The following is a 15983-nucleotide window of genomic DNA, read 5'->3' as shown; positions in this document are numbered from 1 at the left end:
TGAGACGTGGGCGCCGAGCTTCCCCGCTCCGCATGTCGAACCGCAGAACCCGCACGACACTCGCCGGCCGATCTCCACGACCTCGGACACCGCCTGGAAACGACGCCAGGAGGACGCGGAACACCTGCCGCAGTCAGTGCAGCGGCCACCTCGTCCTCACTCAGCCCCGCCAATGCACTACTGACCACCCCATCGAGTGCCTCGCTCACGTCAGTGGGTGTGACCACTCGCAGTGGGCGTCGGACCTGCGTTCTTGACCGCCAGGGGCAGGGCCCTTTTGGCAGAGGCACGCAGTGCGTAGGCATGGCAGGTGAACTACTTCATCAGCCTCAACACGGACGAGCCCGACTGTCGTGGCTGGGATCCGTCGAATGCGGCGATGAGTTGGTTCGTGGTGACGATGGCCTGGGCGTAGGTGGGGCCGTTGAGTTCGTGAGCGGCGTGCATCATCTCGGGACTGAGGGCCGCAGTGGCATCGCGGACCAGCGTCACGTGGTAGCCGAGTTCCATGGCGAAACGAGCGGTGGCCTCGACGCAGGTGTTCGCCAGCACGCCGACAAGAACCACGTGGGTGATGCCGTGCTGCTTGAGCTGCATGTCCAGATCCGTGTTGGCGAACCCGCTCGACCCCCAGTGCTCCTGAGCGACGGCCTCGCCCGGCTGCGGCTGGAAGTCGGGGTGGAACTCCCCGCCCCAGGAACCCCTGGCGAAGTGGTGGAACTGCTGGATTTTCCGCTGCGAGGGGGTCGGATGGTCCCATGTCTCGTAGTCACCCGGCTCCCAGCGGCGGTGCGGCACGAACACCACACGCACACCGACCGCACGAGCCGAGGCGACAACAGAGCGCAGATGATCCAGCAGACCGACGTTGCCGGCCACGGGCTCCAGCCGCGGCCAGACCTTGCCGCCCTCCGAGAGGAAGTCGTTGTAGGGATCGACCAGCAGAACGGCCGTGCGGCGGCGATCGTAGGTCTCGGTCATGATTCCTCCCTGCACCGGCCCTACTTGCGCGGTTCGGCGCCCATCTGCTCGCCGACCATGTACTGGGCGTACCAGTCGGGCCGTACGCATCCTCTCGGCCACTGCGCTTCTCGTGTTCACCATGGGCGGCAACCGCGCGCCGCAGCGCACTCGCCTGGGCGCCGAGCGTGCTGTCGCGGGGCCTGGCCGACAACGGCGTGTCCACGAAACCGGCGGTCCGGCTGCACCGCGTCATTCCTCCCGGCCCAGCCAACGTCTCCTCACTGTTCGAGTGGTTGCGCCAGGGCATGCTTGATCTGCTTGGTCCGCTCGTCGGCGAGGACTTCGACCCGGTCGTTCGCCAGGGCGTCCATGGTCTGCTCCGCCACGTCCGCTGCGCTGATCTTCGGTGCGTCCGTGAAGGAGCTGAGATCCGTCTCCACGAAACCGGCGTGGACGCCGATCACGAGTGTTCCCTGCTCGCGCAGGCCTTCCCGGAGCGCGCCCGTCAACGACCACTGGGCCGCCTTGGACGCCGCATATCCGGGATACTCCGGCCGGGAGATCCAGGAGACAGCCGACAGCATGTTCACCAGTGCGCCGCCGCCATTGCGCGCCAGGACCGGGGCAAAGGCACGAGAAACGGCCCAGGTGCCGAAGTAGTTGATCTCCATCGCCTCGCGCGCGCCGTCGAAGGAGCCCGTCAGTAGCTTGGTCCCAAAACCTCCGACACCCGCGTTGTTGACGACGATGGTGACGTCACCGGCGGCCGCGGCCGCCGCGGCGACGTCATCCGGCTTGGTGACGTCCAGACGCAGCGCAGAGAGATCCTCGTCGCTCACGCTCGCCGGATCGCGGACACCGGCGTAGACCTTGGCTGCTCCCCGCTCGATCAGTGCGCGAGCGAACGCGTGGCCGATGCCACGATTGGCCCCCGTCACCAGGGCAATCGATCCTTTGATCTCCATCGCGCTTCCTTCCCGCTGCCCCCTGCCGAGCACGGCAGGCACTGGGACGAGGGGACGCTGCGATCGGACGCCTTGAGGCGGACCCCGTCGTGGCACGCCCATGTCCGTGTGCGACTAGCACAGAGGGAGAATCATCGCCCCTGAGGCCGGCTCTGGATCTTCACCTACATTTCGGGCCCATGCCAGGGCGGACAGGCCGTCGCGCACGCAGGATTCCCACGTCAAAAACTCACCGCACCACCAGCCTGCCCCGGATACCGCGGCGACGCATGCGAGACGGTGCTTTGTTCCAACGTGAGGACGAAGCTCGAGACCGGGCCATCTGATCGCCCCCCCCTGGCGGCGACGACCCGCAGTGCCGTCGCGGAAGCTGAGCTAGGCGAGCTTCCCGATCACGAGGAAGTCCCCGTCGTCGGCCTCGATGAGGTCCAGACAGGATTGCCCCGTCGCACTGCCCCGCTCGGCGGGCGTCGATCCGGTCCGGCGCATGAGGGCTCCTTGGTGACAGGATCGGTGCCATGGGCACCGAGAGGGTGTGGGCGTACCGAGTGGAGGAGCCACACGGCTCGCACGGCTGGCGATCCCACGGCGGCCCCTCCCACCGGTGGCGAGGAAGGGTCACCACGGAGTCCCGGAGCGAGGACGCCAAATACGTCGCCGCCCTCGTCGTCACCGACCTTGTGACCGAGTGGAAGGTGAACGGCGTCAGCGAGCAGCACGTGCGCGTGATCGTGTGGCCGGGCGAAGAAGGCACCGGCCCCGAGGACGCGGCCTTCACGCTGGAGATCCAGCCCGACGTCGACGGAAAGTGACCAATCGCGGTCGGATCCGCGCACTGCCGGGGTACCGGCCAGGTCGTCGAGTCGACCTTCTGGTGTCCGGCCAGTGCAGATCGACGCCGGACACCGCAGCGAGCTCAGACCCACTCCACCTCTGAGCGAATGCGCGAGCAGCCTTCCAGCCCCGGCAGGGGCGTACGGAGGCTCCGCTTCGGGGCCGCCGGCCGACGTCCAGAAACGCCGACAGCAGCCAGCGCAGCCGCTACCTCCTCCTCACTCGCCCCCGCCAGGGCCTCCATCACCCGATCGAGTGCCTCGCTCACCTCAGTGCGCGTGACCGCTCGGTGCCGGCGCCGCGTTCTTGACCGCCAGAGGGAGGAGCTTCTTGCCGGTCGGGCCGATTTGTATGGCCGTATCCATCTGCGGACACACCCCGCAATCGAAGCACGGCGTCCAGCGGCAGTCCTCGACCTCGGTTTCGTCGAGGGCGTCCTGCCAGTCCTCCCAGAGCCAGTCCTTGTCGAGGCCGGAGTCGAGGTGGTCCCAGGGGAGGACCTCCTCGTAGGTGCGCTCGCGGGTGGTGTACCAGTCGACGTCCACGCCGAAGGGGACGAGGGCCTTGTCCGCGCAGGCCATCCAGCGGTCGTAGGAGAAGTGCTCGCGCCAGCCGTCGAAGCGGCCGCCGTCGTCGTAGACCGCGCGGATGACGGCGCCGATCCGGCGGTCGCCGCGCGAGAGCAGGCCCTCGACGATGCCGGGCTTGCCGTCGTGGTAGCGGAAGCCGATCGAGCGGCCGTACTTCTTGTCGCCGCGGATCTTGTCGCGGAGCTTCTCCAGACGGGCGTCCGTCCCCTCGGCGGAGAGCTGGGGCGCCCACTGGAACGGGGTGTGCGGCTTGGGGACGAAGCCGCCGATCGAGACCGTGCAGCGGATGTCGTTGGAGCCGGAGACCTCGCGGCCCTTCTGGATCACGCGCATCGCCATGTCGGCGATCTGCAGGACGTCCTCGTCCGTCTCCGTGGGCAGACCGCACATGAAGTACAGCTTCACCTGGCGCCAGCCGTTGCCGTAGGCCGTGGCGACGGTGCGGATCAGGTCGTCCTCCGAGACCATCTTGTTGATGACCTTGCGGATGCGCTCCGAGCCGCCCTCCGGGGCGAAGGTGAGGCCCGAGCGGCGGCCGTTGCGGGTCAGCTCGTTCGCCAGGTCGATGTTGAAGGCGTCCACGCGGGTGGAGGGCAGCGAGAGGCCGATCTTGTCGTCCTCGTAGCGGTCGGCGAGGCCCTTGGCGACATCGCCGATCTCCGAGTGGTCGGCCGAGGACAGGGAGAGCAGGCCCACCTCCTCGAAGCCGGTCGCCTTCAGACCGGCCTCCACCATGTCGCCGATGCCCGTGATGGAGCGCTCACGCACCGGGCGGGTGATCATGCCGGCCTGGCAGAAGCGGCACCCCCGCGTGCAGCCGCGGAAGATCTCGACCGACATGCGCTCGTGGACCGTCTCCGCCAGCGGCACCAGCGGCTGCTTCGGGTACGGCCACTCGTCCAGGTCCATCACTGTGTGCTTCGACACACGCCACGGGACGCCCGACTTGTTGGGGACCACGCGGCCGATACGGCCGTCGGGGAGGTATTCGACGTCGTAGAAGCCGGGCACGTACACCCCGCCCGTCCTCGCCAGGCGGAAGAGGAGTTCCTCGCGCCCGCCCGGGCGGCCCTCCGCCTTCCAGACGCGGATGATCTCCGTGACCTCCAGCACCGCCTGCTCGCCGTCACCGATGACCGCGCAGTCGATGAAGTCGGCGATCGGCTCGGGGTTGAAGGCCGCGTGGCCGCCCGCCATCACGATCGGGTCGTCGATCGTGCGGTCCTTGGACTCCAGGGGGATTCCGGCCAGGTCCAGGGCCGTGAGCATGTTCGTGTAGCCCAGCTCCGTGGAGAAGGACAGGCCGAAGACGTCGAAGGCCTTCACCGGACGGTGGCCGTCCACCGTGAACTGCGGGACGCCGTGCTCCCGCATCAGCGCCTCCAGGTCGGGCCACACGCTGTAGGTGCGCTCGGCCAGGACACCCTCGCGCTCGTTGAGGACCTCGTAGAGGATCATGACGCCCTGGTTGGGCAGGCCGACCTCGTAGGCGTCCGGGTACATGAGCGCCCAGCGGACGTCGCAGGACTCCCAGGGCTTGACCGTGGAGTTGAGTTCTCCGCCGACGTACTGGATCGGCTTCTGCACATGCGGGAGCAGAGCTTCGAGCTGCGGGAACACGGACTCGACGGTCTCGGCGGCTTCGGCAGGCATCTCGACGGACCTTCGTGAGCTGACAGGGATGACCATCAAGCGTAACCCGGTCCCGGACCTGTCCCGAACGCCCGGAGGCGGTCGCGGGAGCGCTCAGAGGGCCGTCCCCTTCTCGATCGCCCGCCAGGTCTCCGGCAGCCGCGCCTCCAGCTCGGCCGCCCGCTGCTCCTCGCGTCCGTGGAGCACCCCGTACGTGAACGCGCTCTCCCCCGCCGCGTGCGCCTGGCCGGCCAGCTCGCGCAGGGTCCGGCGGGCCATGACGCTGTCCTGGTGGTCGCCGAGCAGGCTCTGCAGCGACTTCGCCCCCTTCACCAGGCCGGCGGCCGGATCGCCGAGGGCGGGTACGGCCGCCTCGGCCGCGTACCGGGTCGCCTTGGCCTTCTTGCGGGCCTCGTGCAGGGCGAGGTCGCGGTCGTGACCCGGGGGCAGGCCGAGGGCGTGCCGGAGCAGGGCGGAGAGCGCCGCGAAGTCCTTGTGTACGGCCTTGGTGATCACCTTGGCCGGTTTCCCGGCGGCGGCCGGTCGCAGCGGCGGGTCGGCCAGCAGGGCGTCGAGTGTGTCGAGGAGGGACAGGTGGCGCGCGCCGTCGAGGTCGGCGAGGAGGCGTCGGCGCGAGTCGCTGCGGGCGGTCTCCGACCAGGTGCGCAGCCGGGTGCGGACGGGGCCGGTGACCAGGGTGTAGGGCAGGTCGTCGAGGCCGGCGGTGAGGTGTTCGGTGAGGACTTCCTGGTCGCGGCCGAGGCCGAGTTCGGTGCCGAGCCATTTCAGTTCCGCGCGGACCGGGTCGGTGACGGTCCGATCCAGGACCTTGCGGTAGGTGCGCAGGGCGCTGCGCAGTCGGCGGGTGGCGACGCGCATCTGGTGGACGGAGTCGTACTCGTCCCTGCGTACGGCGGGGTCGAGTGCGACGAGGGCGTCGCGCTGGGCGCGCAGGTAGGCGAGGACGTGGTCGCCGGCCGTCGTGGGGGCAGCGTGCCCGGCCGCCGTGGGGCGCGGGTGGTCCGGCGGGGCGGTCTCGGTCAGGGCGCGGGCCAGTTTGGAGGCCACCGGGGAGGGGCGTACGCCCGCCTTGCGCAGGCGTTTGCCGACGGCGTCGAGGAGCTTCGGGTCGCCGTCGTCGGCGAGTTCCACCTCGATCTCGGTCCACTGGGCGGCGCCGACGTGACCGGTCAGCCGTTCGGCCCGTACGGCGTCGACGGCGACCTCGGCGAGCGGGGTGCCCTCGGCGTCGACAAGGTGGCTGATCCCCCGGCGGGAGCGGATGCGGACCAGTGGGAGCAGTTCGGCGTCGCGGACGCGGGAGCGGACGAGTCCGGCGAGGGCGGGGGGCACGGTGTCGGAGAGGGGGGCGTGGATCTCGTCGCGTACGCCGGGGCCGACCGGGAACTTCAGGTGCCAGCCGGCGTCGGTGCCGCCGGTGCGGCGGCGCAGGGTGAGTCCGTCGGCGGTGAGGCGTTCGTCGGGGGTGTCGTAGTAGACGGCGTCGAGTTCGGCGACGCCCTGGTCGACGACGGCCGCCACCGGGCCGACGCCGGTCAGGTCGGGCAGCCCTCCGTCGCCGGCCTCGTACTTCCGCTCGATCTCCCTTTTCGCCTTCATGTCCGCCATGACCCGAATCTAGTGCTGGTCCGGCCCCGGCGGCAGGGGTCCGGGCGCAGGTCGGCGCCGCTACGCCGACATGGGCCGCTGCATTCTGATCGACTGGAGCAGTCCGACGGCCACCCAGACCGCGAACATCGACGAGCCGCCGTAGGAGACGAAGGGCAGGGGCAGGCCGGTGACCGGCATGATGCCCAGGGTCATGCCGATGTTCTCGAAGGACTGGAAGGCGAACCAGGCGACGATTCCGGCGGCGACGATGGTGCCGTACAGCTCGGTCGTCTCGCGGGCGATGCGGCAGGCGCGCCAGAGCACGATGCCGAGCAGCAGGATGATCAGGCCGGCGCCGAGGAAGCCGAGTTCCTCGCCCGCGACCGTGAAGACGAAGTCGGTCTGCTGTTCGGGGACGAACTGGCCGGTGGTCTGGGAGCCGTGGAAGAGGCCCGCGCCGGACAGGCCGCCGGAGCCGATGGCGATACGGGCCTGGTTGGTGTTGTAGCCGACGCCGGCCGGGTCGAGGCTGGGGTTGGCGAAGGCGGCGAACCGGTTGATCTGGTACTCGTCCAGGATGTGCAGCTGCCAGACGGCGATGCAGCCCACGACACCCGCGGTGAGCAGGCCGAAGACCCAGCGGTTGGAGGTGCCGGAGGCGAGCAGCACGCCCAGGATGATGGTCAGCAGGACCAGGACCGTGCCGAGGTCGGGCATGAGCAGCACGACCATGATCGGTACGGCGGCCAGGCCGAGCGCCTGAAGGACCGTGCGGTGGTCGGGGTACATCTTGTCGCCCGCGTCGACCCGGGCCGCGAGCAGCATCGCCATGCCCAGGATGATCGTGACCTTCACGAACTCGGAGGGCTGGAGGGAGAAGCCGCCGCCGAGGACGATCCAGTTGCGGTTGCCGTTGATGGTGGCGCCGAGCGGGGTGAGCACCAGCAGCACCCCGAGGACCGAGAGCCCGTACAGGATGGGCACGACGTTGCGCAGGGTGCGGTGGCCGAGCCAGACGGTGCCGATCATCAGGGCGAACCCGATGCCGGTGTTCATGAGGTGCCGGACCAGGAAGTAGTACGGGTCGCCCTGGTTGATGCCGGTGCGGTTGCGGGTGGCGGAGTAGACCAGGGCCGCGCCGATCGCGGACAGCGCCAGCGCGCAGAACAGTATCGGCCAGTCGAGCCGGCGGGCGGCCGAGTCGCGGGCGAAGACCCGTGTCCAGCCACCGCGTTCGGGGCCGTATCCGGAGATGGAGAAGCTGTTCGCGCCGGTCATGCGGTCATCCTCCGGCTTCCCCTTCGGCGCTGGCGCCTGCGGGTGTTGCTGTTGCCTGTGGGGGGCGAGGCGGTGGTCGCCGGCGGCTGCTGGTCGTTCGGTGCGGCGCCGCCCTGCTGGTCGTTCGCCGTGGTGCCGTCCTGCTGGTCGTTCGGCGCGATACCGCCCTGCCCGGCCTGCTCGGCGGCCTGCTTGGCGATCTCCTCCTGGTCCTTGGCCGGGTCGGCGGGGATCTTCGGGGCGGCGATCGAGCCGTCGGGCCGAATCTGCGGCAGGCTCTTCTGCGGGGTGCCCAGCAGGGCCTTCTTGTTGTCGATGGAGCCGTCGGCCTGGACGCCGTACATGGCGCTGTAGATGTTGCGGACGGCTTCACCGGAGGCGCCCGAGCCGGTACCGGCCTGGGCGATGGTCATGATGACCGTGTAGTCCTTGGTGTAGGTGGCCAGCCAAGAGGTGGTCTGCTTGCCGTAGACCTCGGCGGTACCGGTCTTGGCGTGCAGCGGGATCTTGTCCTGCGGCCAGCCGCCGAACTTCCAGGCGGCGGTACCGCGGGTGGCCACGCCGGCCAGGGCCTGGTCCATCATGTCGCGGGTGGCCTTGGTGATGGGCAGCTTGCCGTGGGACTTCGGCTTGATCTCGGTGACGTGCTTGCCGTCGGGGCTGACGATCGCCTTGCCGATGGTCGGGGTGTACATGGTGCCGCCGTTGGAGATCGCCCCGTAGATGACGGCCTCCTGGACGGGGGTGAGGAGGGTGTCGCCCTGGCCGATGGAGTAGTTGATCGAGTCGCCCTCGCGCATCCTGTTGCCCTCGAGGCAGTTCTCGTAGGCGATCTTCTCGACGTAGCTGCCGTCCTTCTTGCCGGTCTTGCACCAGGCGTCCTTGTTGGCCTCCCAGTACCGCTGCTTCCACTGGCGGTCGGGGACGCGGCCGGTGACCTCGTTGGGCAGGTCGATGCCGGTCTCCTTGCCGAGGCCGAACTGGTGGGCGGTCTTGTAGAAGTAGTCCTTCGGCTGGCCCTTCTTGGGGTTGATGCCACCGTCCTTCTTCCACTCGTTGTCCGAGAGGTAGTAGAAGACGGTGTCGCAGGAGACCTCCAGGGCCCGGCCGAGTGAGATCGGGCCGAAGCTCTCCCCTTCGAAGTTCTTGAAGACCTGGCCGCCGACCGAGTAGGAGCTGGTGCACGGGTAGTTGCCGTTGAAGTCGTAGCCGGCCTCGACCGCGGCGGCCGTGGAGACCACCTTGAAGGTCGAGCCGGGCGCGGACTGCCCCTGGATGGCCCGGTTGAGCAGCGGGTAGTCGGAGTCCTTGCCGGTGAGCGCCTTGTAGTCCTTGGCGGAGATGCCGCCGACCCAGACGTTCGGGTCGTACGTGGGGGCGGACGCCATGGCGACGACACGGCCGGTCTTGGCCTCCATCACGACGACGGCCCCGGAGTCGGCCTTGTAGTTGCTCTCGGTGATTTTGTCCCACTGGGCCCGGGCGGCCTTCATCGCCTTGTCCAGCTCGTACTCGGCGATCCGCTGGACGCGGGAGTCGATGCTGGTGACCAGGCTGGAGCCGGATTCGGCGGCGTCCGACTTGGACTTGCCGATGACGCGGCCGAGGTTGTCGACCTCGTAGCGGGTGACGCCGGCCTTGCCGCGCAACTCCCGGTCGTACTGCCGTTCGAGGCCGGAGCGGCCGACCATGTCGGAGCGCAGGTAGGGCGAGTCGGTGTCCTTGGCCTTCTGGATCTCGTCGTCGGTGACCGGTGAGAGGTAGCCGAGGACCTGCGCGGAGTTGGACTTGCCGGGCCCGGTGTAGCGGCGCACGGCCGCGGGTTCGGCGGTGATGCCGGGGAAGTCCTCGGCGCGTTCGCGGATCTGCAGGGCCTGGCGCGGGGTGGCCTCGTCGGTGACGGGGATGGGCTGGTACGGCGAGCCGTTCCAGCAGGGCTGTGGGGTCTTGGCGTCGCACAGCCGGACCTTCTGCATGACCTCGTCGGCGTCCATGCCGAGGACGGCGGCGAGCTTGGTGAGGACCGCCTTGCCGTCGTCCTTCTGCTTGAGCAGGTCGGTGCGGGAGGCGGAGACCACCAGCCGGGTCTCGTTGTCGGCGAGCGGCACACCGCGGGCGTCCAGGATGGAGCCGCGCACGGCGGGCTGGACGACCTGCTGGACGTGGTTGCCGGAGGCCTCCTTCTGGTAGTGGGCGCCCTCGCGGATCTGGAGGTACCACAGCCGGCCGCCGAGCGTGCCGAGCAGGGAGAGGACGAGGATCTGGATGACGACGAGCCGGGTCTGGACGCGTGGGGTCCGGCCGGTCTCAGGGATGTTGGTCACGGGTGCTGCCTCCCCCTCTCAGTGCGTGTAACGGACCTGTGCGGCCGGCAGGGCGGCCGACTGCCGTGCTGTCACAGCCGCTTGACCCCCTTGATGCGGCCGACCCGGGTGGAGCGGGTGCGGGCCTTGGCCTTCAGGCTGCCGAGCGCCCCACGGCGGCCGCCGATGCTCAGTCCGGTGCCGGAGGAGAGCCAGCCGGAGGAGATGTCGGTCTTCTTGGCGGCGGAGCCGGACTCGGCGAGCGGATCGTTCTCCGCGCGCCTGGCCAGCCACATGATTCCGGGCACGACGAAGGGCGCGAGCAGCAGGTCGTACACCGCGGCCGTCAGCAGCAGTCCGCCCAGGCCGACATGGCGGGCGGCGGTGTCGCCGACCAGGGCGCCGACGCTCGCGTACAGCAGGGTGGAGCCGATGGCGGCGGCCACCACCACGGCCATGGGACCGGTGGCCGACTTGACCTGGCCGGTCTCGGGCTTGATGAGTCCGGCGAGGTAGCCGATGACGCACAGCACGAGGGCGTAGCGGCCGGCGGCGTGGTCGGCGGGCGGGGCGATGTCGGCGAGCAGTCCGGCGCCGAAGCCGACCAGGGCGCCGCCGACGTGGCCGTAGACCATGGCCAGGCCGAGGACGGTGAGCAGCAGCAGGTCGGGGACGGCTCCGGGCAGGTGCAGCCGGGACAGGACGCTCACCTGGATCACCAGGGCGACGACGACCAGCGCGGTGGAGAGCAGGATCCGGTTGGGGCGCATGGGACGTGAAGCTCCTACTGCTGCGGATAGTCGTTGGCGTAGGCGTCGGCGGACGGGGTGACCGTCACGGTCACCGTGGGCGTCGGGGTCGGCTTGGGCTTCGGCGGCAGGACCTCGTCGCGCGGGTCCTTCTTCGGGGCCTGGACGACGACGCCGACGACGTCGAGCTTGGTGAAGCCGGCGAACGGCGTGACGTAGACAGTGCGGGTCAGGTCGCCGCCGGAGGGGTCGACGCGGGAGACGACACCGACCGGGACGCCCGGCACGAAGGGCCGGTCGGCCTGGGAGCCGAAGGTGACCATGCGGTCGCCCTTCTTCACGTCCGCCTTGCCGTTGAGGAGTTGCACGCGCAGCGGCCGGTCGCCCTGGCCGGAGGCGAAGCCGAGTTCGTCGCTGCCCTCCATGCGGGTGCCGACGGTGAAGTCGGGGTCGCTGGCGAGCAGCACGGTGGAGGTGCTGGGGCCCACGGTGGTGACACGGCCGACCAGTCCGTCGGCGTTGAGGACGGTCATGTCGCGCTGGATGCCGTCGTCGGCGCCGGCGTCGATCGTGATGGTCCAGGAGAAGCCCTGAGCCGCCCCTATGGCGATGACCTGGGCGCCCTTGATGCCGTACTGGCCGTCGCCGGCCAGCTTCAGCATCTTGTTCAGCTGGGTGAGGCGGCTGCGTTTGCGGTCGTCGCTGCCGAGTTCGGCCTTGAGGGCGGCGTTCTCCTTCTCCAGCGCGGCGAGCCGGTCGTGGCGCTCGCCGGAGTCACGGACCGCGGAGACCGCGTTGCCGACCGGGTTCACCGCGGCCGACACGCCGTTCTCGATCGGGCCGAAGACGGCGGCGGCGGCCTGCCGGGCACCGTCCACCGGGGAGTTCTCCCCGCCGCGGATGTCCACCGTGATCAGCGCGAACGCGATGGCGATCAGCAGCACCAGGAGCAGCCGGCTCTCTTTCGTGTCCCTCACGTGCGGCGGCCGTGCCCTTCCTCATAGGAACCGGGTGGCCCCGTCGAAGCGCGGTCTGCGCGCGCGATCCCAAGGGGCCCGTTTGCGGGTGCTTATGCCTCTATATCAACGATCCGCCGCACGAGAAAAGATCATCTCGTACGGCGGAGTCGCTGAGTTGTGTCATCTGCGGGGCTGGGCGTCCAGGACCTGCTGGAGTGCCTCGAACTCCTCGACGCACTTGCCCGAGCCGAGCGCCACGCTGTCCAGCGGGTCCTCGGCGATGTGGATCGGCATGCCGGTCTCACTGCGCAGCCGCGCGTCCAGGCCGCGCAGCAGTGCTCCGCCGCCGGTCAGAACGATTCCGCGGTCCATGATGTCGCCGGACAGCTCCGGCGGGCACTTGTCGAGGGTGGTCTTGACCGCGTCGACGATCGCGTTGACCGGTTCCTCGATCGCCTTGCGCACCTCGGCGGCCGAGATGACGACGGTCTTCGGCAGCCCGGACACGAGGTCCCGGCCGCGGATTTCGGTGTGCTCGTCGGAGTCGAGGTCGTACGCCGAACCGATCGTGAGCTTGATCTGTTCGGCCGTCCGCTCACCCAGCAGGAGCGAGTACTCCTTCTTGACGTGCTGGATGATGGCGTTGTCCAGCTCGTCGCCCGCGACACGGATGGACTGGGCGGTGACGATGCCGCCGAGCGAGATGACCGCGACCTCCGTGGTGCCGCCGCCGATGTCCACCACCATGTTGCCCGTGGCCTCGTGGACCGGCAGGCCGGAGCCGATGGCCGCGGCCATCGGCTCCTCGATGATGTGCACCTGGCGTGCGCCGGCCTGGGACGAGGCCTCGATGACGGCGCGGCGCTCGACGCCGGTGATACCGGAGGGCACGCAGACGACGACGCGCGGACGAGCCAGATACCGCCGCTTGTGGATCTTCAGAATGAAGTAGCGGAGCATCCGCTCGGTGATCTCGAAGTCCGCGATCACGCCGTCCTTGAGCGGACGCACGGCGACGATGTTGCCCGGCGTGCGCCCGATCATCTTCTTCGCCTCGGCGCCGACCGCGAGGATCCCACCGGTGTTGGTGTTGATCGCGACGACGGACGGCTCGTTGAGTACGATCCCGCGACCCCTGACGTACACCAGCGTGTTGGCGGTCCCGAGGTCGACAGCCATGTCACGGCCGATGAACGACATTGAGTTCCCCATCAGGATTCGTCTGGCCTTCCCTGGGAGCGTTTGACGGCAGTTCAGGTACGGCGAGGTGGGTGCTGTGACGTGAAGGCTTCCATCGTAGACGCGCCTGCACGAACACTGCGCGAGGGTCTTCGCCATTGTCAGCAGATGGCGTACCGCCTCGCTTCTGGAGACGGTCCATCGGGGGCACTCGTTCCCCCGATCGGCACCCCGTATGCCACCGGGCGGCCGGGTTCGTGCGGCCGCCCAGGTCAGGCGGACGGCCGAGCTGACGGGGCGTCAGCTCGGCCGGGCCGGGGAGGGCGCTCGGGGGTCAGCCGCGGCCCGGGAAGAAGATCTTCACCTCGCGCTCGGCGGACTCCTCGGAGTCGGAGGCGTGGATCAGGTTCTCCCGGACGATCACGCCGTAGTCGCCGCGGATCGAACCCGGAGCGGCGGCGATCGGGTCGGTCGGGCCGGCCAGCGCGCGCACGCCCTCGATGACCCGCTCACCCTCGACGATCATGACCACGACCGGGCCGGAGGCCATGAACACCATCAGCGGCTCGTAGAAGGGCTTGCCCTTGTGCTCGCCGTAGTGCTGCTCCAGGGTCTCCGTGTCCAGGGCGCGCAGGTCCAGCGCGGTGATCTGCCAGCCGGCCTTGCGCTCGATACGGCTGATGATCTCGCCGGTCAGGCCACGACGGACGGCGTCGGGCTTGAGGATGACGAGGGTGCGCTGAGTCACGGGTGGCTCCTTCTCCTGGCAGATGTGCGGTGGGACGAGGCTACAGGGCGTGTCGCCCCACCTGTCACGCAGCGTCAGCCGGAGGGCCGACCTCGGCGGCCTGGGCCGCGAACCTGGCCTTCGCCTCCTCGATCTTCCGCCCGAAGTGCACCGACGCCCACCACAGCGCCGCGAAGACCGCGCCGAGGAAGTACATCATCGGCACCACCACGCCGGACGCGATCAGCGCGAACTGGAGCACCCAGCCGAGGACCACACCGGCGGGCCGGGTCACCACACCGCACAGCAGCAGGCACAGCAGCATCGCGATGCCGCTGACCGTCCACACGGTCGCCATGGACAGGCCGGGGTCCTTCATCGCGACCAGCGCGGCGAAGCCGATGACGAAGAACTCGCCGATCAGGGTCGAGGAACACAGCGTACGCACGAGAAGTCAGCCCCTCCCCAGGAGCAGTCGGGCCTCACCGACGGTGATGACGGAGCCGGTGACGAGCACACCGCCGCCGGCGAACTCGCCCTCCTCCTCGGCGAGCGTGATCGCGGCCTCCAGCGCGTCCGGCAGCCGCGGCTCGACCTGGACCCGCTCCTCGCCGAACACCTCGACGGCGAGCGCGGCCAGCTCGTCGGCGTCCATCGCGCGGTGGCTGGAGTTCTGCGTGACGACGATCTCCGCGAAGATCGGCTCGAAGGCCTCCAGCAGACCGCGCACGTTCTTGTCGCCGCTGGCCCCGACCACCCCGATCAGCCGGCTGAAGTCGAACGCCTCCCGGACCGCGTCGGCGGTCACCCGCGCGCCCGCCGGGTTGTGCGCGGCGTCCAGCACCACGGTCGGCGAGCGCCGTACGACCTCCATCCGGCCCGGCGAGGCGACGGACGCGAACGCCTTGCGCACGGTGTCCACGTCCAGCGGCTGGACGCGCTGCGCCCCGACGCCGAAGAACGCCTCGACGGCGGCGAGCGCCACGGCGGCGTTGTGCGCCTGGTGGGCGCCGTGCAGCGGCAGGTACACCTCGGTGTAGTCGCCGCCCAGACCGCGCAGGGTCAGCAGCTGCCCGCCCACGGCCACCCGGCGGGCCACGACACCGAACTCCAGCCCCTCGCGGGCGACCGTCGCGTCGACCTCCACGGCCTTCTTCAGCAGCACCTGCGCGGCGTCCACCGGCTGCTGGGCCATGATCACCGTGGCGTCCTGCTTGATGATGCCGGCCTTCTCCCCGGCGATCTCGCCGGGCGTGCCGCCCAGGCGGTCGGTGTGGTCCAGGTCGATGGGGGTCACCACGGCGACGTCACCGTCGATGACGTTCGTGGCGTCCCAGCTGCCGCCCATCCCGACCTCCACGACGGCCACGTCGACCGGCGCGTCGGCGAAGGCGGCGTACGCCATGCCGGTCAGCACCTCGAAGAAGGACAGCCGGTACTCCTGCGAGGCGTCGACCATCTCCACGTACGGCTTGATGTCGTGGTACGTCTCGACGAACCGCTCGGCGGAGATCGGGGCGCCGTCCAGGCTGATCCGCTCGGTGATCGACTGCACGTGCGGGGAGGTGTACCGGCCGGTGCGCAGTTCGAAGGCGCCGAGCAAGGCCTCGATCATGCGGGCTGTGGAGGTCTTGCCGTTGGTGCCGGTGATGTGGATGGAGGGGTAGGACCGCTGTGGCTCGCCCAGGACGTCCATCAGCGCGGCGATCCGGCTGACCGAGGGCTCCAGCTTGGTCTCACCCCAGCGGGTGGCCAGCTCGCCCTCGACCTCGCGCAGCGCCTTGTCGACCTCGGGGTCCTCCGGGCGCCCGGGTACGTCCGCCTGCGACGGACCGCCCTGGGTCCGCAGGGTGCGGCTGCCGGCCTCGATGACCGCGAGATCGGGGTCGCGCTCGGTCTCCGTGGCGATGATCTCGTCGAAGGTGTCGAGAGGGTCTGGCTGGCCGCTGCTGTCCGGGGGGAACTCACTCACGGGGCCAAGTGTACGGAGGGTCGCCGACATTCTGGGCGAAGGCCCCCGGAGTCGCGTGACTCCGGGGGCCCTCGCTTCTGTGCCCGCGCGTGCCGCCCCAGCGGCACGGGTGCCCGCGGGCTGCGCGCTAGTGCTGTGACCGGAAAGGTTTGCCGGAAAGCTCGCGGCGTCCGGTGCTGGGGGTACCTCCCACGCCCTTCAGGCAGTGGGGGAGCATCGCA

General features: G+C 69.7%; 13 protein-coding genes. 1 reads left to right on the top strand and 12 read right to left on the bottom strand.

The annotated features are described in order from the left end of the window. Positions 1-315: 315 nt before the first annotated feature. Both ACWEK3_RS23645 and ACWEK3_RS23640 read right to left on the bottom strand, forming a co-directional pair. Entirely contained in the window at positions 316-981 is a 666-nt protein-coding gene (locus ACWEK3_RS23645; RefSeq protein ID WP_453250541.1) for an isochorismatase family cysteine hydrolase, read from the bottom strand. Between the two features lie 260 nt (positions 982-1241). Further along, positions 1242-1928, bottom strand: coding sequence for an SDR family oxidoreductase (locus tag ACWEK3_RS23640; RefSeq protein ID WP_361409563.1), 687 nt, complete (start codon positions 1926-1928; stop codon positions 1242-1244). Between the two features lie 518 nt (positions 1929-2446). Between ACWEK3_RS23640 and ACWEK3_RS23635 the strand changes: the two genes are divergently transcribed. After that, a complete protein-coding gene (locus ACWEK3_RS23635; protein ID WP_450540954.1) occupies positions 2447-2740 on the top strand; it encodes a hypothetical protein in 294 nt (97 codons plus the stop codon). Positions 2741-3031: 291 nt separating this feature from the next. Here the strand turns inward: ACWEK3_RS23635 and ACWEK3_RS23630 are convergent, their stop codons facing one another. From ACWEK3_RS23630 to folC, 10 genes are all read right to left on the bottom strand, one after another. Then, positions 3032-5005, bottom strand: a complete 1974-nt coding sequence (locus ACWEK3_RS23630) for a TIGR03960 family B12-binding radical SAM protein (RefSeq protein ID WP_450540956.1) — start codon at positions 5003-5005, stop codon at positions 3032-3034. Between the two features lie 93 nt (positions 5006-5098). Then, on the bottom strand, positions 5099-6613 hold the full coding sequence (locus tag ACWEK3_RS23625) for a CYTH and CHAD domain-containing protein (protein ID WP_450540958.1): 1515 nt from the start codon (positions 6611-6613) through the stop codon (positions 5099-5101). 60 nt (positions 6614-6673) lie between these two features. Continuing rightward, the gene (gene rodA, locus ACWEK3_RS23620) at positions 6674-7873 is read right to left on the bottom strand and encodes a rod shape-determining protein RodA (protein ID WP_450540959.1); all 1200 of its coding nucleotides are present in this window, start codon (positions 7871-7873) and stop codon (positions 6674-6676) included. After that, complete coding sequence (gene mrdA, locus ACWEK3_RS23615) at positions 7870-10197, bottom strand: penicillin-binding protein 2 (RefSeq protein WP_450540961.1); 2328 nt, start codon at positions 10195-10197, stop codon at positions 7870-7872. Before mrdA ends, rodA begins: the two co-directional genes overlap by 4 nt. A 71-nt stretch (positions 10198-10268) precedes the next feature. Then, positions 10269-10946 carry a rod shape-determining protein MreD gene (mreD, locus tag ACWEK3_RS23610; RefSeq protein ID WP_390723923.1) on the bottom strand — a complete coding sequence of 226 codons (678 nt, stop codon included), beginning with the start codon at positions 10944-10946 and terminating at the stop codon, positions 10269-10271. A gap of 14 nt (positions 10947-10960) precedes the next feature. After that, complete coding sequence (gene mreC, locus ACWEK3_RS23605) at positions 10961-11902, bottom strand: rod shape-determining protein MreC (RefSeq protein WP_390876012.1); 942 nt, start codon at positions 11900-11902, stop codon at positions 10961-10963. 162 nt (positions 11903-12064) lie between these two features. Further along, on the bottom strand, positions 12065-13084 hold the full coding sequence (locus ACWEK3_RS23600; protein ID WP_361408466.1) for a rod shape-determining protein: 1020 nt from the start codon (positions 13082-13084) through the stop codon (positions 12065-12067). Positions 13085-13397: 313 nt separating this feature from the next. Further along, the gene (gene ndk, locus ACWEK3_RS23595; RefSeq protein WP_361408463.1) at positions 13398-13811 is read right to left on the bottom strand and encodes a nucleoside-diphosphate kinase; all 414 of its coding nucleotides are present in this window, start codon (positions 13809-13811) and stop codon (positions 13398-13400) included. A gap of 64 nt (positions 13812-13875) precedes the next feature. After that, a complete protein-coding gene (locus ACWEK3_RS23590; RefSeq protein WP_365417365.1) occupies positions 13876-14238 on the bottom strand; it encodes a DUF4233 domain-containing protein in 363 nt (120 codons plus the stop codon). Positions 14239-14244: 6 nt separating this feature from the next. Beyond that, positions 14245-15792 (bottom strand): bifunctional tetrahydrofolate synthase/dihydrofolate synthase, encoded by a 1548-nt coding sequence (gene folC, locus ACWEK3_RS23585; RefSeq protein WP_450540963.1) that lies wholly within the window; start codon positions 15790-15792, stop codon positions 14245-14247. Positions 15793-15983 lie beyond the last annotated feature (191 nt).

It is taken from the genome of Streptomyces sp. NPDC004721 (assembly GCF_053601495.1).
This window is presented reverse-complemented; position numbering and strand designations above follow the sequence as displayed.